General features: G+C 73.3%; 22 protein-coding genes. 12 read left to right on the plus strand and 10 right to left on the minus strand.

Translation table 11 applies throughout. From position 1 onward, the window contains the following. Window position 1 precedes the first annotated feature (1 nt). The 4 genes from FOF52_RS05110 to FOF52_RS05125 are packed head-to-tail and all read left to right on the plus strand — an operon-like array spanning window position 2 to window position 3850. Complete coding sequence (locus FOF52_RS05110; RefSeq protein ID WP_248592672.1) at window positions 2-1102, plus strand: LLM class flavin-dependent oxidoreductase; 1101 nt, start codon at window positions 2-4, stop codon at window positions 1100-1102. Beyond that, window positions 1099-1968 (plus strand): ABC transporter permease, encoded by an 870-nt coding sequence (locus FOF52_RS05115; protein ID WP_248592673.1) that lies wholly within the window; start codon window positions 1099-1101, stop codon window positions 1966-1968. The genes FOF52_RS05110 and FOF52_RS05115 overlap by 4 nt, the downstream gene beginning before the upstream one ends. Before the next feature lie 48 nt (window positions 1969-2016). Next, window positions 2017-3078 (plus strand): taurine ABC transporter substrate-binding protein, encoded by a 1062-nt coding sequence (locus tag FOF52_RS05120; RefSeq protein WP_248592674.1) that lies wholly within the window; start codon window positions 2017-2019, stop codon window positions 3076-3078. Beyond that, a complete protein-coding gene (locus tag FOF52_RS05125) occupies window positions 3062-3850 on the plus strand; it encodes an ABC transporter ATP-binding protein (protein WP_248592675.1) in 789 nt (262 codons plus the stop codon). The genes FOF52_RS05120 and FOF52_RS05125 overlap by 17 nt, the downstream gene beginning before the upstream one ends. Before the next feature lie 192 nt (window positions 3851-4042). Here FOF52_RS05125 and FOF52_RS05130 read toward each other — a convergent pair whose 3' ends face one another. From FOF52_RS05130 to FOF52_RS05140, 3 genes are all read right to left on the minus strand, one after another. Continuing rightward, complete coding sequence (locus tag FOF52_RS05130) at window positions 4043-4675, minus strand: TetR/AcrR family transcriptional regulator (RefSeq protein WP_248592676.1); 633 nt, start codon at window positions 4673-4675, stop codon at window positions 4043-4045. 691 nt (window positions 4676-5366) lie between these two features. After that, window positions 5367-5753 (minus strand): VOC family protein, encoded by a 387-nt coding sequence (locus tag FOF52_RS05135; RefSeq protein WP_248592677.1) that lies wholly within the window; start codon window positions 5751-5753, stop codon window positions 5367-5369. Beyond that, on the minus strand, window positions 5746-6567 hold the full coding sequence (locus FOF52_RS05140) for a helix-turn-helix domain-containing protein (protein ID WP_248592678.1): 822 nt from the start codon (window positions 6565-6567) through the stop codon (window positions 5746-5748). Before FOF52_RS05140 ends, FOF52_RS05135 begins: the two co-directional genes overlap by 8 nt. Before the next feature lie 1412 nt (window positions 6568-7979). On the opposite strand from FOF52_RS05140, the gene FOF52_RS05145 reads away from it, so the two are divergent. The 4 genes from FOF52_RS05145 to FOF52_RS05160 are packed head-to-tail and all read left to right on the plus strand — an operon-like array spanning window position 7980 to window position 10764. Next, complete coding sequence (locus tag FOF52_RS05145) at window positions 7980-8498, plus strand: hypothetical protein (RefSeq protein WP_248592679.1); 519 nt, start codon at window positions 7980-7982, stop codon at window positions 8496-8498. Continuing rightward, window positions 8488-9426 carry an alpha/beta fold hydrolase gene (locus FOF52_RS05150; RefSeq protein WP_248592680.1) on the plus strand — a complete coding sequence of 313 codons (939 nt, stop codon included), beginning with the start codon at window positions 8488-8490 and terminating at the stop codon, window positions 9424-9426. The genes FOF52_RS05145 and FOF52_RS05150 overlap by 11 nt, the downstream gene beginning before the upstream one ends. Window positions 9427-9472: 46 nt before the next feature. After that, the gene (locus FOF52_RS05155) at window positions 9473-10018 is read left to right on the plus strand and encodes an RNA polymerase sigma factor (protein ID WP_248592681.1); all 546 of its coding nucleotides are present in this window, start codon (window positions 9473-9475) and stop codon (window positions 10016-10018) included. Further along, on the plus strand, window positions 10015-10764 hold the full coding sequence (locus FOF52_RS05160) for a methylated-DNA--[protein]-cysteine S-methyltransferase (RefSeq protein WP_248592682.1): 750 nt from the start codon (window positions 10015-10017) through the stop codon (window positions 10762-10764). The genes FOF52_RS05155 and FOF52_RS05160 overlap by 4 nt, the downstream gene beginning before the upstream one ends. A gap of 177 nt (window positions 10765-10941) precedes the next feature. Here FOF52_RS05160 and FOF52_RS05165 read toward each other — a convergent pair whose 3' ends face one another. Next, a complete protein-coding gene (locus FOF52_RS05165) occupies window positions 10942-11343 on the minus strand; it encodes a hypothetical protein (RefSeq protein WP_248592683.1) in 402 nt (133 codons plus the stop codon). Window positions 11344-11985: 642 nt separating this feature from the next. On the opposite strand from FOF52_RS05165, the gene FOF52_RS05170 reads away from it, so the two are divergent. The 3 genes from FOF52_RS05170 to FOF52_RS05180 all read left to right on the plus strand — a co-directional run bounded on the left by FOF52_RS05170 (window position 11986) and on the right by FOF52_RS05180 (window position 15126). Continuing rightward, entirely contained in the window at window positions 11986-12894 is a 909-nt protein-coding gene (locus tag FOF52_RS05170; protein ID WP_248592684.1) for an NAD-dependent protein deacetylase, read from the plus strand. Between the two features lie 260 nt (window positions 12895-13154). Beyond that, window positions 13155-14381: an MFS transporter gene (locus FOF52_RS05175; RefSeq protein ID WP_248592685.1), complete on the plus strand. Its 1227-nt coding sequence runs from the start codon at window positions 13155-13157 to the stop codon at window positions 14379-14381. Window positions 14382-14517: 136 nt separating this feature from the next. Further along, entirely contained in the window at window positions 14518-15126 is a 609-nt protein-coding gene (locus tag FOF52_RS05180) for a phosphatase PAP2 family protein (RefSeq protein WP_248592686.1), read from the plus strand. 189 nt (window positions 15127-15315) lie between these two features. On the opposite strand, the gene FOF52_RS05185 is transcribed toward FOF52_RS05180, so the two are convergent. Further along, the gene (locus FOF52_RS05185; RefSeq protein WP_248592687.1) at window positions 15316-16044 is read right to left on the minus strand and encodes an HAD family hydrolase; all 729 of its coding nucleotides are present in this window, start codon (window positions 16042-16044) and stop codon (window positions 15316-15318) included. A 78-nt stretch (window positions 16045-16122) separates the two neighbouring features. On the opposite strand from FOF52_RS05185, the gene FOF52_RS05190 reads away from it, so the two are divergent. Beyond that, on the plus strand, window positions 16123-16863 hold the full coding sequence (locus tag FOF52_RS05190; protein WP_248592688.1) for a hypothetical protein: 741 nt from the start codon (window positions 16123-16125) through the stop codon (window positions 16861-16863). Between the two features lie 910 nt (window positions 16864-17773). Here FOF52_RS05190 and FOF52_RS05195 read toward each other — a convergent pair. From FOF52_RS05195 to FOF52_RS05215, 5 genes are all read right to left on the minus strand, one after another. Further along, window positions 17774-18331, minus strand: a complete 558-nt coding sequence (locus tag FOF52_RS05195) for a MerR family DNA-binding transcriptional regulator (protein ID WP_248592689.1) — start codon at window positions 18329-18331, stop codon at window positions 17774-17776. A 127-nt stretch (window positions 18332-18458) separates the two neighbouring features. Beyond that, window positions 18459-19607 carry an acyl-CoA dehydrogenase family protein gene (locus FOF52_RS05200; protein WP_248592690.1) on the minus strand — a complete coding sequence of 383 codons (1149 nt, stop codon included), beginning with the start codon at window positions 19605-19607 and terminating at the stop codon, window positions 18459-18461. A gap of 2 nt (window positions 19608-19609) precedes the next feature. Next, window positions 19610-20110, minus strand: a complete 501-nt coding sequence (locus FOF52_RS05205) for a MerR family DNA-binding transcriptional regulator (protein WP_248592691.1) — start codon at window positions 20108-20110, stop codon at window positions 19610-19612. An 18-nt stretch (window positions 20111-20128) separates the two neighbouring features. After that, the gene (locus FOF52_RS05210; RefSeq protein ID WP_248592692.1) at window positions 20129-20575 is read right to left on the minus strand and encodes a MaoC/PaaZ C-terminal domain-containing protein; all 447 of its coding nucleotides are present in this window, start codon (window positions 20573-20575) and stop codon (window positions 20129-20131) included. A gap of 191 nt (window positions 20576-20766) precedes the next feature. Beyond that, a complete protein-coding gene (locus FOF52_RS05215) occupies window positions 20767-21837 on the minus strand; it encodes an FAD-dependent oxidoreductase (protein ID WP_282573867.1) in 1071 nt (356 codons plus the stop codon). Window positions 21838-22031: the final 194 nt, after the last annotated feature.

Raw genomic sequence — 22031 nt, forward strand, 5'->3', positions numbered from 1 at the left:
CATGCGTTTCCACTGGTTCCTTCCCACGACCGGCGACGGGTACGCGGTCCGTAACTCCACGATCCGCCTCGACGTCGACGGGGTCACCGCACCCTCGCGCCCGGCCGACCTGGGCTACCTCGCCCAGGTGGCCCGGGCCGCCGAGAGCACCGGGTTCACCGCGGCGCTCACCCCCACCGGCGCGGGCTGCCCGGACCCCTGGATCACCTGCGCGGCACTGACCCAGCACACCGAGCGGCTGAAGTTCCTCGTGGCCTTCCGCCCCGGCTTCGTACTGCCGACCCTGCTCACCCAGCAGGCACGGGCCTTCCAGGAGGTGTCGCGCGGCCGACTGCTGGTCAACATCGTCACCGGAGGCGACCCGGTCGAGCAGCGCGCCTACGGCGACTTCCTCGACCACGACCAGCGCTACGCCCGCACCGACGAGTTCCTCACCGTGCTGCGCCGGACCTTCACCGGAAAGCCGGTCGACTTCTCCGGCGAGCACTACCGGATCGAGGGCTGGGAGGCCGCCGAGCCGCTCGACCCCGCGCCCGAGATCTACTTCGGCGGCGCGTCCCCGGCGGCCGAGCGCGTCGCCGCCGCCCACAGCGACGTCCACCTCATGTGGGGCGAGCCGCCGGCCATGATCGCCCAGCGGATCGAACGGGTGCGCGCCCTGGCCGCCCGGACCGGCCGCAGCCTCCGGTTCGGCATCCGCCTGCACGTCATCGCCCGCGACACCGCCGCCGAGGCCTGGCGCGACGCCGAACGGCTGCTGGAGGGCATGAGCCCCGAGCGGATCGAGGCCATGCAGCGCTACTACGCCCGCATGGACTCCGTCGGCCAGGCCCGCATGGCCGCCCTGCACGGCGGCTCCACGCGCTCCCTGGAGGTCTCGCCCAACCTGTGGGCCGGGGTCGGCCTGGTCCGCGAGGGCGCCGGGACCGCGCTGGTCGGCGACTACGCCGAGGTGGCCCAGCGCATCGAGGAGTACCACGCCCTCGGGGTGGACGAGTTCGTCCTCTCCGGCTGGCCCCACCTCGAAGAGGCCTATCGGGTGGGCGAGTACGTCCTGCCCCGGCTCGGCACGCCCTCCCCGACTCCCGAACCGGCGTCGTGAGCGCCGTGACCGAGGCCCGCCCGGGCCCCGCAGACGGCGGCCCCGGGACCCGCCTCGACAACAACTCCACCCGGGGCCGCTTCCGTCCCCGCACCCCCGCACCGGTGCGGTCCCTGGGCCTGCGGGCCCTGTCGGTGGGCAGCCTCCTGCTGCTGTGGTGGGCGGTGGCACGCGCCGAGATCTGGCCCCCGGTCATCCTGCCCTCGCCGCAGGCGGTCTGGGAGAAGGCGGTGGCCACCACCACCGAGGGCTTCAGCGGCCACACCCTGCCCGAACACCTGTGGGTCAGCATGCGCCGCATCCTCGTCGGCAGCGGCTACGGCACCCTCGGCGGAGTCCTGCTCGGCCTCCTGATCGGACTGGCGCCCGCCGTGCGCGCGCTCCTGGGCCCCTTCATCTCCTTCGTGCGCACCCTGCCGCCGCTGGCCTACCTCAGCCTGCTCGTCATCTGGTTCGGCATCAACGAGGAGCCCAAGATCTGGCTGCTCGTCATCGCCTCCCTGCCGCCGGTGGCCGTGGCCACCGCCGACGCCGTCCGCAACGTCGCCCCCGACTACCTCAACGCGGCCCGCTCCCTGGGGGCGCGCTCCTGGCAACTGCCGCTGTGGGTCGTCCTCCCGCACGCCCTCCCCGAGGTCATGACCGGCATTCGCATCGCGGTCGGCGTGGCCTACACCTCCGTCGTCGCCGCCGAGACCGTCAACGGCATCCCCGGAATCGGCGGGATGGTCCGCGAGGCCCAGCGCTACAACCAGACCGACACGGTCATCCTCGGCCTCATCGTCATCGGCCTGTCCGGCCTGCTCATCGACTGGCTGCTGCAACTGGTCGACCGCGTCCTGGCCCCGTGGCGGGGCCGCACCTGACCCCGCCGATCCCCTCCACCCCTCACCACCATCCCGCAGGAGATCCCCATGACACCGATCCGTCGTTCCCGCACCTCCCGGACCCTCGCGGCGGCCTCCGCACTCACCGCCGCCATCCTGATGGCCTCGGCCTGCAGCACCGCCGAGGACCGGTCGGAGACCGCCGACGGAGTGCCCGCCGAGCTGCGCATCGGCTACCAGTCCATCCCCAACGGCGACCTCGTCGTCAAGCACAACGGTTGGCTGGAGGAGGCGCTGCCCGACACCGCGATCGTGTGGAACAGGTTCGACTCCGGCGGCGACGTCAACACCGCCTTCCTCGCCGGCGAACTCGACATCGCCCTGGTCGGCAGCGCCCCGGTCGTCCGCGGCCTGTCCCAGCCTCTCGACATCGACTACCAGGTGCCCTGGATCCACGACGTCATCAGCGACAACGAGGCGCTGGTCGCCGCCGAGGGAATCGACGAGGTCGCCGACCTCGCGGGCAGGACGGTGGCGGTGCCCTTCGCCAGCACCACCCACTACCACCTGATCGCCGCCCTGGACGAGGTCGGCCTCGCCGTCGACGACGTGGAACTGCTCGACCTGGAGCCGCCGGACATCCAGGCCGCCTGGCAGCGCGGCGACATCGACGCGGCCTTCGTGTGGTACCCGGTGCTGGGACAGCTCCGCGCCGACGGCGGCCGCATCCTCGTCACCAGCGGCGAACTCGCCGAACGGGGCAAGGTCACCGCCGACCTCGCGGTGGTCAGCACCGAGTTCGCCGAGACCTACCCCGACGTCCTGGCCACCTGGGTGGAGCAGCAGAACCGCGCGGTGACCCTGCTGCACGAGGACAGGGCCGCCGCGGTCGAGGCCATCGCGGCCGAACTCAACCTGGAGCCCGCGGAGGCCGAGGAGCAGGTCGGCCAGCTCGTCTTCCTCGACGCCGCCGAGCAGTCCTCCGCCGACTACCTCGGCACCGCCGACGAACCCGGCCGACTGGCCGAGGCCCTCCTCCTGACCGCCGAGTTCCTCGCCGAGCAGGGAGAGATCGACGCGGCACCCACCCTGGAGGACTTCCAGGCCGCGCTCGCCACCCAGGGAGTCGAGAGTGTCGCCACGCCCTGACGCCGGGGCGGCCGCACTGGAGCTGCGCGGTGTCGGCCACGACTACCGGGGGCGTGAGGGGACGGTGCCCGCCCTGCAGGGAGTCGACCTGTCTGTGGAACGGGGAGAGCACCTGGTGGTCGTGGGCCCGTCCGGATCCGGGAAGAGCACGCTGCTGCGGCTCGTGGCCGGATTCCACCGGCCCTCGCGGGGTGCCGTCACGGTCGACGGCGCCCCGGTCAGGGGGCCCGGCCCCGACCGGGGCGTGGTCTTCCAGCAGCCCACCCTGTTCCCGTGGCTGAGCGTGCTCGCCAACGTCGAGTTCGGCCTGCGCATGGCGGGGATGCGCCGTGAGGAGCGGCGGGAGCGCGCCATGCGCCAACTGGAACTGGTGGGACTCGCCGACACCGCCCGTATGCGCACCTACGAGCTCTCCGGCGGCATGCGCCAGCGCGTCGCCATCGCCCGGGCACTGGCTCCCGACCCCGGGATCGTGCTCATGGACGAGCCCTTCGGCGCCCTGGACGCGCTCACCCGGGAACGCATGCAGGAGGAACTGCGCGACCTGTGGCGGCTCACCGGCAAGACGCTGGTGTTCATCACCCACGACGTGGACGAGGCGGTGTACCTGGGCACCCGCATCGTCGTCCTCAGCGCCCGTCCCGGACGGATCGTCCTGGACGAGAGCTCCGACCTGCCCCGCCTGGACGATCCCCGGGCCGACTCCGCCTTCACACGGCGGCGCGAGCTGATCACCGAGGCGGTGCGTGCCGCGGCGGGGGTGTCCGCCTGAGCCTCCGGGCCGGGGCGGGTGGCGCAGCGTCCGCCGGAGCCGGCGGGGAGGCCGGCGAAGGCCGCTTCTTTTCTCCCCCGGTCCTCGTTCTCGGCAGCGCGGGGAAAGAGAGAGCACACGCCCGCGGGAAGGAAGACCAGCGTCAGAAGAGACGGAGAAACGACGGTGCGGGGAGCCGGGCGGTCGGGGCCGTCAGTCTTTCGTCCCGGCGAGGACCAGGATCTCGTCGACCGTGGCCCGGTCCAGCACGGGGTCCCCCGGCAGGCCCAGCAGCCGCCAGGAGGCGGTGGCGCACAGTTCCAACTCCCGGTGGCAGTCCTGGGGCGAGGGAGTACCGTCCCGCCAGAGTCGGTGGAGCTGGTGCTGGATGGTGAAGGCGAGGAGGTCCAGCAGACCCCTCGGGTCGGGGAGCGGGGACAGCCGTCCGGCCGTGACGTCGGCCTGGTAGACCTCCAGGGCCGGTTCGGTCCACTCCCGGGTGACCCGCTCGTCCCAGGCCCGGGCGAAGGCGCGGTCGCGCGCGTAGATCTCGAACGCGATGACGAGCACGACACGGTGCAGGGCCCACAGGCGGAACGTGCTCATGAGAGCGGAACTGAAGTAGGTGCCCAGGTTGGTGGCGTCCGCCCGGCCGAAGCCGGCGAACACCGCGGAGAGGGAGCGGTCGACCAGCGCCAGGCACATCTCGTCCACGGTCCTGAAGTGGTTGTAGACGCTGGATCGCTTCATCTCCGCCCGCTGCGCGACGTCGGCCACGCTCACCCGTGCCGCGGGGGAGGTGCGCAGCAGGTCGTGCAGCGCCTCCAGGATCCTGTGTCGGGTCACCTGCCCCTTGGAGGAGTGCTCAGGAGGACCGAACCGAAGTGGCATAGCGGCAGGATAGCGAGGGAGTGGGCCGCAAGAGTCATCAAAATAAGCATTTGTCTACATTTTTAGACAAAAGTTGATTTCGGGGGTTTGGCGGGGCAGACTGATTCGGACGCAATGCCGGAGGAAGAGGAATGGGGACCGGTTTCCGGCCCCCGCCAGGTCAAGCTCGCCGACGCGGGTGATCCCGAGGTCGACTCAGGGCACCGGCCACCCTGCCCCCGTGGTTGGAGTTGACGACATCCCCCTTCCCCAAGGGGCGGACTGTGTTTTTCAAGCCTGTGAAGGCGTGCTGGTCGATCAGTCCTCTCCTGAGCGGCGACGTGTCCTGGGCGGGTCGGTGGTCCCGTCGGTTCCGCGGTGGAAGCGGCGCCGGAAGCAGTGGACCAGCGGCATCCGGCGTCGGGACGGCTTGCACCGCGGCCGCCGGACACGGTGGACGGTCACCGATCCGCCACAGTACTCCCGCCGGGACGCGGCGGAACAGTCTCCGGGACGTCGGTCCGGGCCGGCCCTCCCAGCGGGGCGACCGTCCCGGTCAGCCGCCCGGAGGCCCGCCCCTGCGGCGGTGCCGTGGCGGCCCGCCGCCCCGCATACCCGGCCGTCTCCCCGTCCCCCGTCCGGTGCCAGGTGGGTGGGGGACGGGGAGTCAAGCGCCTCGGTAGGTGCCGAAAGCCCACACGTTCCCCTCGGGGTCGACGATGCTGACATCACGCGACCCGTAGTCGGTGTCCATGAGCTCCCGGACGATCCGCGCTCCGGCGGCGACCGCGCGACGGTGCACCGCGTCGGGGTCGGCGGTGCACACGTAGGTCTCGACTGTCGACAGGGCCGCCGACTCCCCCGTCAGGGGGCCGTACATCACCCCTCCGCCCTCCGGCCAGCTCAGTTCGGCGTGTTCGATGCGTCCGTCGGCGTCGCGGAAGGTCGCGGTCTCCACGAAGCCGAGGACCCCGGCCAGGAAGCGGCGTGCCGCCTCCGGGTCCTGGTACCTCAGGCAGGGCCACACTCCGGGCCGGTTCGTGTTCTCACTCATGTCCTGGATCGTGGCCGACCTCGGCGAACGGGTCTTGGAGAAAGGGGAGCTCCTCCCGGATCCAGACGGTGGGGGAGCAGCCGACCAGTGTCCGCCACTCGTTGGTCAGGTGCGCCTGGTCGTCGTAGCCGCAGTCGGCCGCGACCGTGGCGAGGGCGTGGTGGCCGCCCGCGCGGATCGCGGCGACGGACCGTTCGAACCGCATCAGACGCGCCGCCTGCTTCGGTGGGACGCCGACCTCCCGGGCGAACCGCTCCGTCAGGTGGCGTCTGCTCCAGCCGACCTCCGCGGCGATGGCGGCGACCGGTCGGGTGCCGCCGGAAGCCAGCAGCGCCCGCCACGCCCGGTGGATCTCGGGTGCGGACCGCGCGGGCCGCACCGCCGCGGCCAACTCCTCGTCCAGCACGGCGAACGCCTCCGTCCAGGTGGCCGCCTCGGCCAGCCGGTCGGCGAGGCGTCCGCCCCACGGGACGGGCAGATCGGCGGCTTCGACGGTGGTCCGGGCCAGTTCCGCGGCGGACACCCCCAGCAGTGCGCGCACTCCCAGCGGATGCAGCAGCGACAGGCCACGCTGGTGGGAGTCCTGACGGATCAGCGCCGGACCGAGGTGCAGCCCGGAGGCGCCCGTGCGCACCGTCATCGGACCCCCGTCCGGTGTGGGGCCGCCGAGCATCCGGACCGGCGCGTCCACCACGATGACCAGTGTGACGTGCCGGGAGGGCAGGCCGCGGTGCACGGTCAGCGGGACCGCGTGTCGGGTGTAGCCGACGTACCGCGCGACCAGCGGACGCAGCACGGGGTGCGGACGCGCCACGGCCCATCCGGTGGACGGTCCCGGTGCGCGTGGGGCGGAGGAGGCGCTCACGGTGTCCGACCTCCGTTGCGGTTGCCCGGCCGGTCGGGAACCGGGGAGGGGGGAACACCGACGCTGACGGAACATCGGCGCCCCGGGGCACGGCGGGTGTCGGCGACGGGGGCGAGGACACGGACCCGCCGTGCGCGCTGCGGCCGGGGCCGCTGTCGCCCGCAGAGTCCCGCGATCCGGGCGGGGCGGACGGCTCCGGGCGGGGCGGACGGCTCCGGGCGGGGCGGCACGGGGGCGCCACCACGCGAACAGCGGCGCCGAGCGGGAAACGGACGAGGCCGCGCCGGCGCCGAAGGCTTCGGTGGCCACGGCGGCACGGTCCGACGAACACAGATCCACGGGATTCTCCTGGATGCGGGAAGACCTGTCATGGGATTGAACCCCGCAGGCGCGGGTTCGGTTGCGGTTCTCGTGAGAGGACCTCGGGGCGCGGGGAAGACGGCGTCCGGAAGACCTCCGTGCCGCCGGAACCGCTGGAGGCCGCCGCAGCGGAAACGGGACGCGCGGCCTCGGCGCGGCGCCCCGGCCGGTCCCACGAGACGGTCCGGGCGGGGCCGGAAGGGGGAGCGGCCGGGGCGGCGTGCGCGGCGCACCGCAGCCGGGCTCGGCCACCCCGCCGGGGCCGGCGCCACGTGCAGCGACGCGAGCACGACACGGGTCGCGGTGTCGGCGTCGAGAGCGGCGGTCGTGGCCGGTACCACGTGCCGTTGGCCTGCGTGGTTCGCAGGGACCCCCGCCACAGCGGGGACCGCGCCACCGCGACGGCGGACCCGGCGCCCAGGGGAACGGTGGAGGCGAAGGCGACGTCTGCGGCGGTGACCACGGCCCCGGTGAGGTGGTCGGGGCGGGTCGTGGACGCGCCCGCGGAGGGCCGGTGCCCCACAGCAGCAGGAGCGGCGACGGTGCTGAGGACGGCCGCGGCCCCTGCCACCAGGACAGTCCGGGACGACGGGGGAGGGAACGGGGGAGTGCTCGGTCGACCGACGCGCAGACACGGGGGCTCCAGGATTCGGTGTGGTCCGGTGTTGCGGGCACCAGCCGGCACCCCCGAACGAACTTGGGGTCACGCGCGGGGTCGCCGCGGAACGCCGCGGCGGGGCGGCTGTGGGGCGCCGTGCGCTTCCTCCCCCGAGTGCCCGATCCACCCCACCGGTACCGCTGGCCCGGTGCGCCGTGCGTCCGTCCGGCCGTGTCACCGGGGGTCCCCCGGCGGCACCGGGGCCGGACAGGCGGTCCTCGGCGGGTCCGCCGAGCCGCTGTGCGGCCCGGGGGAGACGGTACCGCGACCCACCGATTTTCCTTGACACCTCTTGTCAAGTACTTGCTATTGTCTGTCAAGTACTGGAAGGGGTGGTGCCACGATGTCCGGCGCGTCGACCTCCGAGCACGTCCAACTCGTTGCCGACCTGCGGCGGCTGGTCCGCAGCCGGCTGCTCGACCCGCTGCTCCTCCTGCTGGGGGACGAGGAGCGGATCGCCTTCCTACGCGACCGCCTCCACATCGACGCCGAGATGTGGGCGGCGCAGCTCCTCGGCCCCGACGACGCGGTCGCCACCCGGACGGCCGTCCGGGTGCTGGCCGCGCTGTATCCGGGGGACGCACCGTTCGACCCGCCGGAGGACTGGTGGCGGACCCCGCTGGGCAGGGTGGTCGCCCGCCGTGTCGGGCACACGGCCAGAGACCACGTGTCCTACTCGGTGGCGGGGGCGATGCTCGGTATCACCCGGCAGGGAGTCCACGACCTGGTCCGCCGCGGCAAGCTGGCCCGGCATCCCGACGGCGGTGTCACCTCGGCGTCGGTGCGCGACCGACTGCGCGGATCCGCCTTTTCCACCGACGGTCGGCAGCACGGCAGGACGGCGGTTCGCGATGCGCGTTGAACAGCAGGAGACCACGGTGCGGACACGGGACGGGACGCGTGTCGCGGTGCGCGACCACGGAGGAGACGGACCGCCCGTGCTCCTGCTGCACGGGGCGGGCGGCAACCTCCTGCACTGGGGCCGGGTCGCCGCCCGGCTCGCCACCGCGCACCGGGTCGTGGCCATGGACCTGCGCGGACACGGCCGCTCCGACGACGCCCCCTGGGAGTGGGAGCGGGCCCTCGACGATGTCGAGGCCGTCGTCGACCACTGCGGACTGGGGTCTCCCGCGCTCGTCGGACACTCCCTGGGCGGGATGCTCGCCGGGGCCTGGGCGCGCCGCCCACCCGACTGCCCGGCGGCGGTGAGCCTCGACGGCCACCGGGCGGCCGAGACCGACCCGGCCCACTACGCCGGACTGCCCGAGGAGCGGGTGCACCGCGACCTGGAGCGGCTGCGGGCGGTCTTCACCGCGCAGGCCGAGGTGATGGCCCGGCCGATGGATGCCGCACAGGTCGCGGGACTGCTCGACCAGCAGCGCGCCTTCGCCGCCGACACGGGGATCAGCGAGGAGGAGTGGCTGGCGGCCGTGCGGCGGGGCCTGGAGGAACGCGACGGCCGGTGGTTCCTGCGGCCGGGGCCGGAGACCACCGCCGCCCTGCGGGAGTGCGCCGAGTTCCGCGACTGCCTGCCGGTCTTCGCCGCGGTGACCGCGCCGCTCCTGGTCGTCCTCGCCGCCTGGGAGGTGCCGCGGATGCCCGAGGAACTGCGTGACCTCATGCTGGCCCACCGTGCCGCCCTGCGCCGCGACCTCGGCGCGCTGGCCGCCGCACGGCCCGACGTGCACGTCCGCGAACTCGACGCCGGCCACGGCATGGCCGTCACGCATCCCGTCGAGGTCGCCGACCTGGTCCTGGCCTTCCTGGGGGAGCATGCGGCCCGGAACTGACCGCCGGCCGGTGCAACCGATCGGGGGAGTGCGGGGTTACAGGGGTGTGAGAGTTATCGCGGAGACCTCCGACGACGTCGACCGCTGGTTCGTCGACCTGTACGACCAGCACCGCGGGCCGGTGTTCTCGGCCGCGCTGAGACTGTGCGCACGCTGGGCCGACGCCGAGGACCTGACGGCCGAGACGTTCGTGCGGGCGTACCGGGCCGCCGGCGACTACACCCCCGAACGCCGTGCCCAGGTGCGCCCCCGGGCCTGGCTGATGACCATCCTGTGGAACCTGTGGCGCAACCGGGCGCGCACGGCCGCGCGCAGGCCGCCGCCCGCACCGCTGACCGAGGGGGTCGACGTCGCCGACCCCGGTCAGGACGTGGCCGGTGCGGCGGAACGGAACGAGACCGGCGAAAGACTCGCCGCGCTGCTGGAGCAGCTGTCCGACGCGCAGCGGGAGGCGGTCGTGCTGCGGTACGTCGCGGACCTGTCCATCAGCGAGGTCGCCGCGATCCTCGGGGTCCCCGAGGGGACCGCCAAATCCCACGTCTCCCGCGGGCTCAAGAAGCTCCGCGAACTCACCCAGGGAGGTGTCCGATGAGTGACGGACCGCTGCTGGAGCAGCTCGCGAAACTGGTCACCGACGCTCCGGACGACCTGATCGACAGGATCGCCGCCCGCTGGGTCACCGTTGACGGCCCCATCGGCGAGCTGTTCGTCGCCTACACCGACCGCGGCATCGCCTATGTCCGGCCTGCCTCGGACGACGTGCGCGAGGAGTTCCGCAGGCGTTTCGGGCGGCCGCTGCTGCGCGCCGCCCGCCCGCCCGCCGGACTGGCATCGGCGCTGCGCACCGGACGGACCAGCGGTATCGAGTTCGACCTGCGCGAACTGACCGACTTCCAGGCCGAGGTGCTGCGCGCCACCCAGGCCATCCCGCGCGGCGAGGTGCGCCCCTACTCCTGGATCGCCCGCAGGATCAACCGTCCCCGCGCGGTGCGGGCGGTCGGCACCGCGCTGGCCACCAACCCGGTGCCCCTGCTGATCCCCTGCCACCGGGTGGTCCGCTCCGACGGCTCGGTGGGTGAGTACATCTTCGGGACCGAACTCAAACGGCACCTGCTCCACGCCGAGGACACCAACCTCGACGAGGCGCACAGCCTCGCGCGTCGGGGCATCTTCTACGTGGCCAGCGACACCACCGGAATCGTGTGCTATCCGACCTGCCACCACGCCCGACGCATCGCCCCGTCCCACCGGAAGGGCTTCCGCACCGTCGTCCAGGCCGAGACGGCGGGCTACCGCCCCTGCCGGCACTGCCAGCCCGCACCCGCGGCGGCGACGTGACGAAGACCCGAGAACCGGCAACGCGGCACCGGACGGGCGGCTCCACCGGCACGGCGCGGAAGGTCTGTCCGGGACCGTCTGCCCTCCGGTTCTCCGCGGCTCCGTACCCGGGGAGTGGCCAGCGGGCGGCCTACGGCGGCGTGCGCCACCGGAGGCCGTGGGGCTGGTACTCAGTACTCAGGAAGGGGTGCCGTTCCCCGAGGCGGTGCGGACACGGCGCCAGGCCGCGGCCCAGCGCTGGTAGTCGGCCTCGCCCCCGCCGCAGGCGACGACGAAGGCGTTCAGCACGGTCAGCCGGGGAAGGCGGTCGCTGTTGAGGGTGAGGCGGAAGCGGGAGGCCGAGCACACCCCGCCGCAGTTGTACTCCATTTCCAGATAGGAGGGGGAGCCGACCCAGGCCCGGTAGTGGCGCATGGCCGAGACAAAAGCGGCGGGGGTGGTGGCCCGCCGCGGATCGGGCTCCTGGGCGGAACCGAAGAAGTCGGCCCTGGCCGGGAGGAGGCGGGTGGCGGGCCGCCGGGACGCGCCGAAGAGTTCCGTGACCGGCCGCGGACGTGTCGCGGGGAAGCGCTCCCTCATCGTGCCTCCTCGGAAGCGGGAACGGGGGTGCGGACGGGAGCACCGGGCGGTGGAGTTGCCGGGACACCGGGGGCACGGGCCACGGAGGAACGGTCCGCGACGGGACTCGGAGCAGAAAACGTCATTGTTCCCTTGGCATGGTCTTCGGGACGGCGAGGGGTCCGTCAATCCGGACGGTGCTCCCGGCCTGTGGGAAGGCGAGCCCAGAAGTGCTCCGCGCCGGTCAGGTGGAGAAGGCGCCATACGGAAACGGTGGATTCACGGAACGACTTCATATTATGCCCTCAATTGCCGGTTCCGGAAATCCCACGAGAGCCCCGGAACAGAGACCCTGGTCACGGCGGCAGGCCAGGACGGGCATTCGGGGACGGAAATCTCCCGCGGGACGAACCGGCCGGGCGGCACAGCCGGGCCGCCGTGCCGCCCGGCCGCGGATCCGGGAAATCCCGGAAAAGGGCGGAACCGGATTCTGCGGTGCAAGAAGAAAGCCCGGCGGATCCGGTTCGCCTGCGGCGGAGAAGAGCCGTCCGGACCATTGGTGCGGCCGGTCGCCACGACGTGTTCTTCCGAGGCCGGGGACGTGACGCACAGCATGCCGTCCCGCCCCGACGCCTTCCCCGGGGCGTGCCATACCCTGGGCAGATGCGGGAGGGAACCGACGGCGGCAGGGACACGCGATCCAGCACGCGTTCCGAGGTGCCCGGCCCCCGTGCCCTGCTCACCGGTCCGGAGTTCCGCCTGCTCGTCGACCTGGTCGCCGACGGCGACGTGGTGGTGTTGAGTGGTGCGGGCCTGTCCACCGAGTCCGGTATCCCCGACTACCGGGGAGAGACCGGACGCAGGCGGCGGACCCGGCCGATGACCTACCAGACCTTCGTCGGCAGTGCCGCGGCCCGTCGACGCTACTGGGCGCGCGGCCACCTGGGCTGGCGGCACATCGACCGGGCCCTGCCCAACACCGGGCACCGGGCGGTCGCCGCCCTCCAGGCGCGCGGCCTGGTCTCCGGAATCATCACCCAGAACGTCGACGGCCTGCACCAGGCCGCCGGCGCCCGACGGGTGGTGGAGCTGCACGGCAGCCTGCACCGGGTCCGCTGCCTGGACTGCGGGGAGCGCACCGCGCGCCGTGAGCTGGAGCGGAGGCTGCGCGAGGCCAATCCCGGCTGGGACGCCCGCGCCGAGGAGGTCAACCCCGACGGCGACGTGGTCCTCGCCGAGGAGTGGATCGACTCCTTCCGCGTCGTGGACTGCCGCTCCTGCGGGGGAGTGCTCAAACCCGACGTGGTGTTCTTCGGCGAGAACGTGCCGCGCCCCCGAGTCCAGCACTGCTTCGAGTGGACCGAGGACGCCGGAGCGCTGCTGGTGCTGGGCTCCTCGCTGACGGTGGCCTCCGGTCACCGGTTCGTCCGGCGCGCCGCGGAGCGGGCCGTTCCCGTCGCGATCGTCAACCGGGGCGCCACCCGGGGCGACCCCCACGCCCTGGTGCGGCTCGACGCCTCCCTGGGACCGACTCTCGCCGCACTGCTCGCCGCTCTCGGCGTCCCTTCCTGATCCTCGTCGGCAGGCGGGAGGGACCAGGACGAAACCGGTGGCCCTACCTCTCCGAGTGTGGTAGAGATGGTCCCTCATGGTGAGGAGGCGGACCCCCGGGGGTCCGCCCTGCCTCCGGGGGAGGACGCTCCCAACTTTGGGAGCGCTCCCAAGCGGGATGTCGTGCGTTCCGGCACACCGTGAGCCCGACCGGGCAGACCCGCTCCAGGTCGGACCGCCCCCTTGACCTGTGGGACCCAGCCGTGAACGGGGGAATTCGAGTGAGCACCCTGGGGAGAACAGCCGGCCTCGGACGGCCCGTCCTCGGCGTCTTCATCGCAGCGGCCTTCGCCGGTCTCTACACCGTGGTCCTACCGCTGCTGTTGAACGAACGCGGCGCCGACAAACCGGTGATCGTCGCCTTCTACGTGCTGTTCGGGACCGTCTCGATGGCGGTCAACCTGGTGGTCGGCCGGTGGTGCCGAGAGACCGGACGGCACCGGACCGGCAGTGCCCTCGGCGCGGCGCTGGGCCTGGTCGGCATGGGGCTGCTGGCCGCGCCCACCCCGGACTGGGCGGTCCACGTCGCGGCGGTCTGCGGCGCCTTCGGCAGCCTGATCTACCCGTCGTTCGTGGCGCTCCTGGACAACGGGACGCTCTCCGGGGCCCGCGTCATGAGCCTGGTGCGGACGGTGTTCGTCGTCGGCTACGTCGCGGGACTCGGTCTGGCCTCGGCCATGTTCCTCGCCGAGGAGACCGTCGGCCCGCTGTTCCGCCCCATCCACGCGGGGCTGGCCCTCTACGTGTGCGTCCTGCTGCTGAGCGCCGTCCTGCCGGCCGCGCGGCGGAGCGGGAAGAGCGAGAAGGCCGGGGAGGCGGAGCCGGGCCGCCGGGCGTGGTGGCTGGTCGCGCTGGCGGTGGCGGCGATCTTCCTGCTCCGCGGCGCCGACAACCTGCGCCAGGTCTACCTGCCGCTGTACGCGCTGCACAAGGGCATGGCCGAGTCGGTCATCCCCGGCCTGTTCGCCCTCACCGCGGTGGTGGAGATCCTCGTCCTGGTCCCGCTCGCCGCGGCCACCGAGAAGTTCGGCAGCGTACGCACCCTCGTCGCCGTCTGCCTGGTCGGCACGCTGTCGTTCCTGCTCGTGGCGGTCGACACCGGGAATGCGGGGCTGCTGGTGGCCCAGGTCCTCTACGCGGTCTTCACCGCCGGGTTCCAGAGCATCGCCGTGGTCCTGCTCGGCCAGGTCATGCGTTCGGGGGTCTCCGGCGGTATCGGCCTGTTCGTCGCGATCTTCCAACTGGGGGCGGTCGTCGGGGTGGCCGTGCCGCTCGTGGTTCCCGGGTACTCGGCGGCCATCTTCTGGATCGGCTGCGGGCTGTGCCTGCTGGCGGCCACGGCGGTGCTCACGGTGAGCGGCGAACTCGAACCGCGCGCACAGGAGGAGTCCGCGGCACCGCCCCGCGGGACCGCGGGACAGGCCGTGCCGACCGAGGAACAGGGATGAGGGCGGGCCGCCCGCCCACGTCGACCACTCCGCGGTGGCGGTCCCACGGCCCCGCGGTGAGGGCGGCTCCGGGCGGCCGGGCCGCGTGTATGGTGCCCAGTACCCTCCCGAGTCCCGACAGAGAACAGGACCGACCGTGACCGGAACCGCCCCCGCTCCGTCCCGCACCCTGCGGCGCCGCGCGGCCACACTCGTCGGCGAGGTCTTCTCCCCCGGCATCCTGGTCACGGGAGCGCTGCCCGTGGTGGGCTGGGGCGGCACCCACAGCCTGGCGGGGGCGGGGTGGGGACTGTTCGCCGCCCTGTTCTGCGCCGTCGTGCCGTACGCGGCAGTCTTCGCCGGAGTGTGGCTCGGTTACTGGAACGACCACCACATCCGGGACCGCCGCCAGCGGACCGTCCCTTTCCTCATCGCCATCGGCTGCGTGGCGGCGGGGATCGCCGTGCTCGCCCTCCTGGGGGCCCCGAGCGTCGTGCTGGCGCTGGTCGTCGCCATCCTGGTGGGACTGGTCAGCACCGCTGTGGTGAGCAGGTGGTGGAAGGTGTCGGTGCACACCGCCGTCGCCGCCGGGGTGGCCGCCGTGCTCACCCTCACCTACGGGTGGGCGATGGCCGCGGCCTTCCCCCTGGTGGCCCTGGTCGCCTGGTCGCGGGTGGAACTGGAGCACCACACCGTCGCGCAGGCGGTCGTGGGCGTGCTGCAGGGCGCGGTGGTCTGCGCGCCCGTCTTCGCGCTGCTGCGCTGAACGCGGCGACGGCACCACGGCCGGCAGTCCGACGGGGAGGCCGGGCGTCCGCCGGCCGACCGTGCGGGAACACGGTGGCACGGCGACGCGGCGCCCCGCCGGGAGCACCCCGGGACGGTGCGCCGACCCTCCGGCGACACCGCGGAACAGCGGGGGCGCGGCAGCCCCCGCCGACGCCGGCCGTCCGGCTCAGCGGCGGCCCGCCCCCCTCCGCACGGCCTCGGTGAGCATCCGGACGACCGCGGCCGTGTCCGCCAGGTCGTCGAGGACGCCGTCGGCGCCCGCCGCGGCGAGGTCCGCGCGGCTGCTACGGCCGGTGGCCACCCCCACCGCGCGGACCCCCGCGGCGTGGGCGCCCCGTACGTCGTGCGGGGTGTCGCCGACCACCACCACGGTCGACGGTTCGATCGCGGCGCCGTACCGTTCGGTGGCGCGGTCGACGGCCCAGCGCACCAGATCCGCCCGGTCGGTGCTGTGGTCGCCGTAGCCGCCGAGAGCCAGATCGAGGCGGGTGGCCAGGTCGAACACGGTGAGCTTGGCGGCGGCGAGCTCCCGGATGTTGCCGGTCACCACCGTCTGCACCGCCCCCAGACGGTGCAGGGCTTCGAGGGCCGCGTGCGCGCCGGGCAGGGCGCGGCCCGCCTCGCGCATCCGGGGACGCAGCTCCTCGGCGGCTCGGCGCAGTGCCGTGGAGAACCGGGAGAGCAGGTCCGGTTCCGGCGCCACCCCGTTGCGGCGCAGGGTGTCGGTGATGATGGCGAGTTCCGTCCGTCCGGCCATGTCCGCCACCGTGTCCGGGAGGCGTCCGATGACGGCGGTGAACGCGTACTCGTACAGTTCGCGGCTGACCGCGCCCACGGTGAGCAGGGTGCGGTCGACGTCCCACAGGACCAGGCGGGGAGCGGGGGAGTCGGTCACGGTGCCGATGCTCTCACGCCGTGGCCGCGGCCCGCGGGCGGGGCGGTTGGGCGGCGCCGCGGCGGGCAGTCGGCCGGTGTGGCACGACGAGCACTCCTCACCTCCGGGGCACGTCCCGGGGCGGACGGGGCCGGAAGCGTCCCCGAGCAACTGCTGGACGCGGGCTTCCACGGTCTGGCGCGCCTCCGGCACGCCCGCGCGTTCCATCCGCGCGGCCTGTGGCTCGCCGGGGAGCTGACCCCCGTGCCCGGCAGCCTGCTGCCGGTGGCGGAGGGGAGCAGACCGGTGACCGCCCGGCTGTCCAAGGGCGCGGGGGTCCCCGGAGGCGGCCCCGACGTGCTGGGCCTGGGGCTGCACGTCGGGCCCGGCGGCGGTCTCGGGGGGCCGTGGGACCTGGCGCTGTCCTCCTCGGGGATCGGAACGGCGACCCGCTGCCTGCCGCTGCCCGCCACCGGCTGGGGCAGGGCGCGGTACGGCAGTCTGCTGCCCTACCGGGTCGGGAGACGGCTGGTGTGGCTGTTGGCCGTGCCGCACGGCGAGCCGCTCGCCCCCGCCTCCCTGGGCCTGCTGGAACAGCGGGTGCGCGACCGGCCGTGGCGGCTGGCACTGCTGGCCGGTCCGGGGAGCGGCAGGTGGCGTCCGGTCGCGGCACTGGTCCTGCATACCGTGCTGCCGGTGTCCGAGGCCGGACGGGTCTCCTTCGATCCGGTGCTCAACCGTCCCCCCGAGTGGACGCCGGCCCCCGGCTGGCTCACCCGGGCCCGGGAGAGCGCCTACCGGGGCAGCCGGAGGGGCCGCCGCGCCCCGGAGCGCGGCTGAGCGCGCCGGCCGCCCGGACCGCGTTCGCCGCGGCGGCGCTCGGCGGGGGCGCCGAACGCGGTGTCCCGGGCGGAGCGCGCGGCCGAGGCGCCGGCGGGGGCGGACAGGGGGATGCGGGCACGCCGTTTCCGTGCGCTGCGCGGGAAGCAACGGGGACACCGTTTCCGGAGGCAGGGCCGCGGGGCGGGGGACGGTTGCGGGGACACCGCGCTCGGACCGGGACGCCCGTGACCTCCCCTCCGGTTCTGGCCGCCCATGACCCGTCGGGACCGCCCCACGGGCGGACCACGCCGGTTCGACGAGGTCCGTGCGGCGCGGACCGCCTGCCGCGGGTCGGGGCCGGGGGAATCGACGGGGCCTCCGGCGAGGAGCTGTGCCGGGCTCCGGGGCAGCCCGCAGCAGTGCTGCGGCCGGCCGACGGCCATCGCCTGGCCGGGGTTCGGGGGGACCGGCCCGGTCCGCCCCGTCGCCGGATGCCCGTCCGGTGCGGGGCTTCCTCGTCGTCCCGGCCCTGTTCACCGGTGTCCCCGTGATCGACCTGGCCGCGGTGGCCGGCGCGGGCCGGTGGCCGGACGTCGGCGCCTTCGGCCTGCGCTCCGCTGTGGGCGGGCGCCGACCCGGCACTGCCCCGACCGGGAAGGGTGTGGCGCTCGCCGGTTGCCCCTTCACCGGGCGCAGGACGTCGGCGTGGTCGCGGCCGGCCCCGCGACAGCCCCGGTTCCCGGGGCGGGGCCGCTGAGGAGAGCCGGAGGGCGGCGGGGCGGTGGGCCGCCGGACCGTCGGTGCGCCGTCTTCCGGGCGCGCTTCAGGCCGCGGTAGCTCCGCCGACGGGGCTGCCGCGGCCGTTGCTCGGAGGCCGGACGGCGGGTGGTGGAGCGCCGTACCGGTTGTCGCGGTGGCGTGGGGCTGTTCAGCCCTCGGAGCTTCCGGCGGTGGAGACGAGGTCGGTGGACTGGGCTTCCTCCCCGAGCATGCGGAGCAGTTCCGGGGTGATCTCGTCTTCCTCCTCGCGGCTGCGGGTGGCCTCGATGACGAGGTCGTGCAGCCGGGTGAGCACGCGGATGCGGTGTTCCAGCACGGCCACCTTGCTCTCCAGGATGGCCTGGGTGCGCTCGGAGGCCGCGTTGGTGCGGTCGAGCGCCCACTGGCCGAGATCCCGGATCTCCTCCAGCGAGAAGCCCATCTCCTTGAGGAGGAGTGCCCCCTCGACGTAGAAGATGTACTCGTGTGGATAGCGGCGGCTGCCCCCGGCGGTGCGTTCGGGAGTGGGGAGAATCCCCAGCTCCTCGTAGTAACGGATGGTGCGGGGGGAGACCCTGGCCCGTTTGGCCAGCTCGCCGATGCTGAGCAGGTCCCCCTTGAAGGAGGCGCTCGAAGGCTTCCCGGAGGACGACCGGGAGCCGGACTCCGGTTCGCTGGAGGAGGGCGGGGACGTCCTCCTTTCCCTGGCAGAGGTGTGTGTGGACATCGATGGACTCCTAGGGAACATTGCGACTTAACGAATCCCGTTAAGTCGTTCCCAGTCTATCGCTGCCCGTGGGATGAGATAGCCATCTGTGATCGGGCTCACGCTCGGTCATGGTCCCGGGGCCCGGTCAGAAACCGAGGTCGCGGCCGATGATCTCCTTCATGATCTCCGTCGTGCCGCCGAAGATCGTGTGGATCCGGGCGTCGCGCCAGAAGCGGGAGATCGGGTATTCGTCCATGTAGCCGTAGCCTCCGTGCAGTTGCAGGCAGTCGTCTGCGGTGCGCTTCATCAGCTCGGTGGTCCACCACTTGGCCTTGGCCGCGTCGACCGGGCTGAGGGTCCCCGCGTTGAGTTCGAGGACGGCCCGGTCCACGTAGGTCTGCGCGATCTCGATCTCCGTCGCCATTTCGGCGAGTCGGAACCGGCTGTTCTGGAAACGGCCGATCTCCTGGCCGAAGGCCCTGCGCTCCCGGCAGTACCGCACGGTCCACTCAAGGGCGGCCTGTGCGGCGGCGACGGCGACGACGGCGATGGACAGCCGCTCCTGCGGCAGGTTGCGCATCAGGTAGCCGAAGCCCTGGTTCTCCTCGCCGAGCAGGTTCGCCGCGGGCACCCGCACGTCCTCGAAGACCAGTTCCGCGGTGTCCTGGGAGTGCATGCCCGCCTTGGCCAGGTTGCGGCCGCGCCGGAAGCCGGGCATGTCGCGTTCCACGACCAGGAGGCTGATGCCGCGCGCCCCGGCCGACGGGTCGGTCTTGGCCACGACGATCACGAGATCGGCGTGGATGCCGTTGGTGATGAAGGTCTTGGAGCCGTTGAGGACGTAGTGGTCGCCGTCGCGGACCGCGGTGGTGCGCACCGCCTTGAGGTCGCTGCCCGCGCCGGGCTCGGTCATCGCGATCGCGGTGACGAGGTCTCCGGAGCAGAAGCCGGGCAGCCAGCGCCGCTTCTGCTCCTCGGTGGCCAGCTCCAGCAGGTAGGGGGCGACGACGTCGTTGTGCAGACCGAAGCCGGAGCTGAGGGAGAGGGCGCCGGCGCGCGCGAACTCCTCCACGAGGACCGCGTTGTAGCGGAAGTCCGGCTCACCGCCGCCGCCGTACCCGGTGGGCACGGCCGTGCCGAGAAACCCCGCCTCACCGGCCTGTTTCCACAGTTCACGGTCGACCAGGCCCGCGGACTCCCAGCGTTCGTACTCGGAGACGACGTTGCGTCGGACGAACTCCCGTACGGAGTCCCGGAAGTCGTTGTGGACGGGGTCGAAGAGGGTGCGTTCCATCGTCAGCTCCAGCGTGGTCGTGGGTGGTCGTCCGCTCCGTCCTCCGTCGCCGTCTCCGTGCTGCTCTTCTCGCTGATCCAGCGCAGCAGCTGCGGCCCGGAGGCGTCGGGGCCGGGGCGGGCGGAAGCTGCCGCACTGACGAGCGCGTACAGCCGCTTGAGGACCCGGATCCGGTGGTCGAGCTGGGCGACCTTCTCCTGCAGGATCGCCTTCGTGCGGCTCGACGCCGTGGCGCCGGTCAGCGCGAACCGGCCCAGCTCGGCGATCTCGTCGAGGTCGAAGCCGAGCTGTTTCAGGATGCGGGTCCCCTCCAGGTAGAAGAAGTAGTCGCGGGAGTAGCGGCGTGTCCCGCCCGCTGTCCTCTCGGGCGGGGGGAGGATGCCGAGTTCCTCGTAGTAGCGGATGGTGCGGGTGGACAGGCCTGCCTGGCGGGCGAGTTCGCCGATGCTGAGCAGGCCGCGCCGCTCGTCCCTGTGGCCGTCGGCCGGGGTGGAGGCTGCCACGGGTTCCTCCCGGGGCTGTCAGGCGGCCCGGGCGGAGGGGCTGGAGCCGACCCAGATGTTGATGCGGGCCGAGACCACCGTCTCGCCGCGCTGGTTGAGGATGTCCTCCTTGAGGGTCACCACGCCCCCCGGGGCCTTGTCCTTCTTGGCGAGCACCTCCATGACCGGGTGGATGGTGTCCCCGAAGAAGCAGGGGGCGAGGAACTTCACCTCTTCCATGCCCAGGAACGCGATGACCCGGCCCGGCAGCAGCGGGATGAGTCCGGCGCCGCAGGACAGCACCAGCAGGCCGTGCGCGATGCGCTGCCTGAACGGTGTGGTCTTGGCGTACTCGGCGTCCATGTGCAGGCCGAAGTGGTCGCCGGTGACGCCGGCGAAGTTCACCACGTGGGTCTCGGTGATGGTGAGGCCGCTGAAGGAGCGCTTGTCGCCGACGGCGAGTTCGTCGTAGTAGCGGTCGAACACGGGGACTCCCTGTCCTGCCGGGGCCGCTCGCGAGCGGCCGCAATATTTAATAGTTTACGTTCAACGTTATATAACATCACGGTGCTCCGGGTAAACCCCGCAACCGGGCCGCCCCGCGGAGGACCGGGGACGGCGACCCGGCGTGTCGGTCCGCACGGCAGCGGGCGGGGCGTGCCCCGCCCGTGCGGTGGTCAGATCCGGAGCGCGAGTTCGTAGGCCTGCCTGGTGGCGTAGGAGATCCGCCGCGGTGCGTAGGCGTCCCCCAGGACGTGCCGCTGGGCGACCCGTCCCTCCAGTTCCGTGTAGAGGGCGGACTCGGCCTCCCCGCCGCAGGCCAGCACGACCGAGTCGTAACCGGTGTGCTCGCGCTCCACCCCCGAGTAGACGTTGCGCGAGACCACGCGGTCCGGCTCGATGCGGGCCACCCGCTCCGTCACCTCGATCCGGGCGCCCGCCGCGCTGAGCTTGGCCAGGGGCGCCCCGATGGAGTACCGGCCCACCAGGGGGGCGATCGCGGGCGTCGGGTAGAGCACGGTGACCTGCCGGCCGAGGTCGGCCAGGTGTCCGGCGACCGTGAGCGGCTGCATGTGGTCCTCCATCGCGACCACGAGCACCCGCCGGCCGGTCTCGGCCCGGCCCAGCAGCACCTCGCGTCCGTCCACCACGAACGGCAGGTCCACGCCGGGGATGTCGGGCCGCCGGGACCGGGCGCCGGTGGCCACCGCCACGACGTCGAACCCGGCCCCGGCCACGGCCTCGGCCGTCGCCTCGCGGCCCAGCTCGACCCCGACACCCAGGGAGGCCAGCCGCCGCTGCTGGAAGGCCAGGAAGTCGGTGTAGGAGGAGTTCTCGGCGGCCCGCGCGGCGATCCGCATCTGCCCGCCGACCTCCTCCTCGCGCTCCCACAGCCACACCCGGTGGCCGCGTTCGGCCAGCAGCGCGGACAGCTCCAGTCCGGCCGGCCCCGCCCCGGCGACGAGGACCCGCTTGGGGACCCTGGCCCGGGGCGGTGGCGGCTCGGCCTCGCGTCCGGTGCGCGGGTTCACCGAGCAGCCGAACCGCACGCCGTCCACGACGACCCGGTGCAGGCAGTCGTTGGTGCCGATGCAGGGCCGGATGTCGGCGGTGCGTCCGCTGCGGGCCTTGGCGACGAGGTCGCCGTCGGCGAACATGGCCCGTGCCATCCCGACGACGTCGGCGTGCCCCTCCGCGACGACGCGGGCCGCCGCGGCGGCCGTCGCGACCCGTCCGGTGTAGACCACGGGGATGTCCAGGGCCTCCCGGAACCTGCGGGCCAGGCCCGACCCAGTGCGCGACGCCGTAGTGGTGGGTCTGGATGTAGCTGGGGGCGCCCCAGTTGTTGCCGACCACGCAGTGCAGGTAGTCGACGGTGCCGCTGGCCTGCAGCGAGGAGGCGATGGCCAGCCCCTCGGCCAGGTCGTAGCCGCCCTCGAAC

The sequence above is a fragment of the Thermobifida alba genome (genome assembly GCF_023208015.1).
Lineage (GTDB): Bacteria > Actinomycetota > Actinomycetes > Streptosporangiales > Streptosporangiaceae > Thermobifida > Thermobifida alba.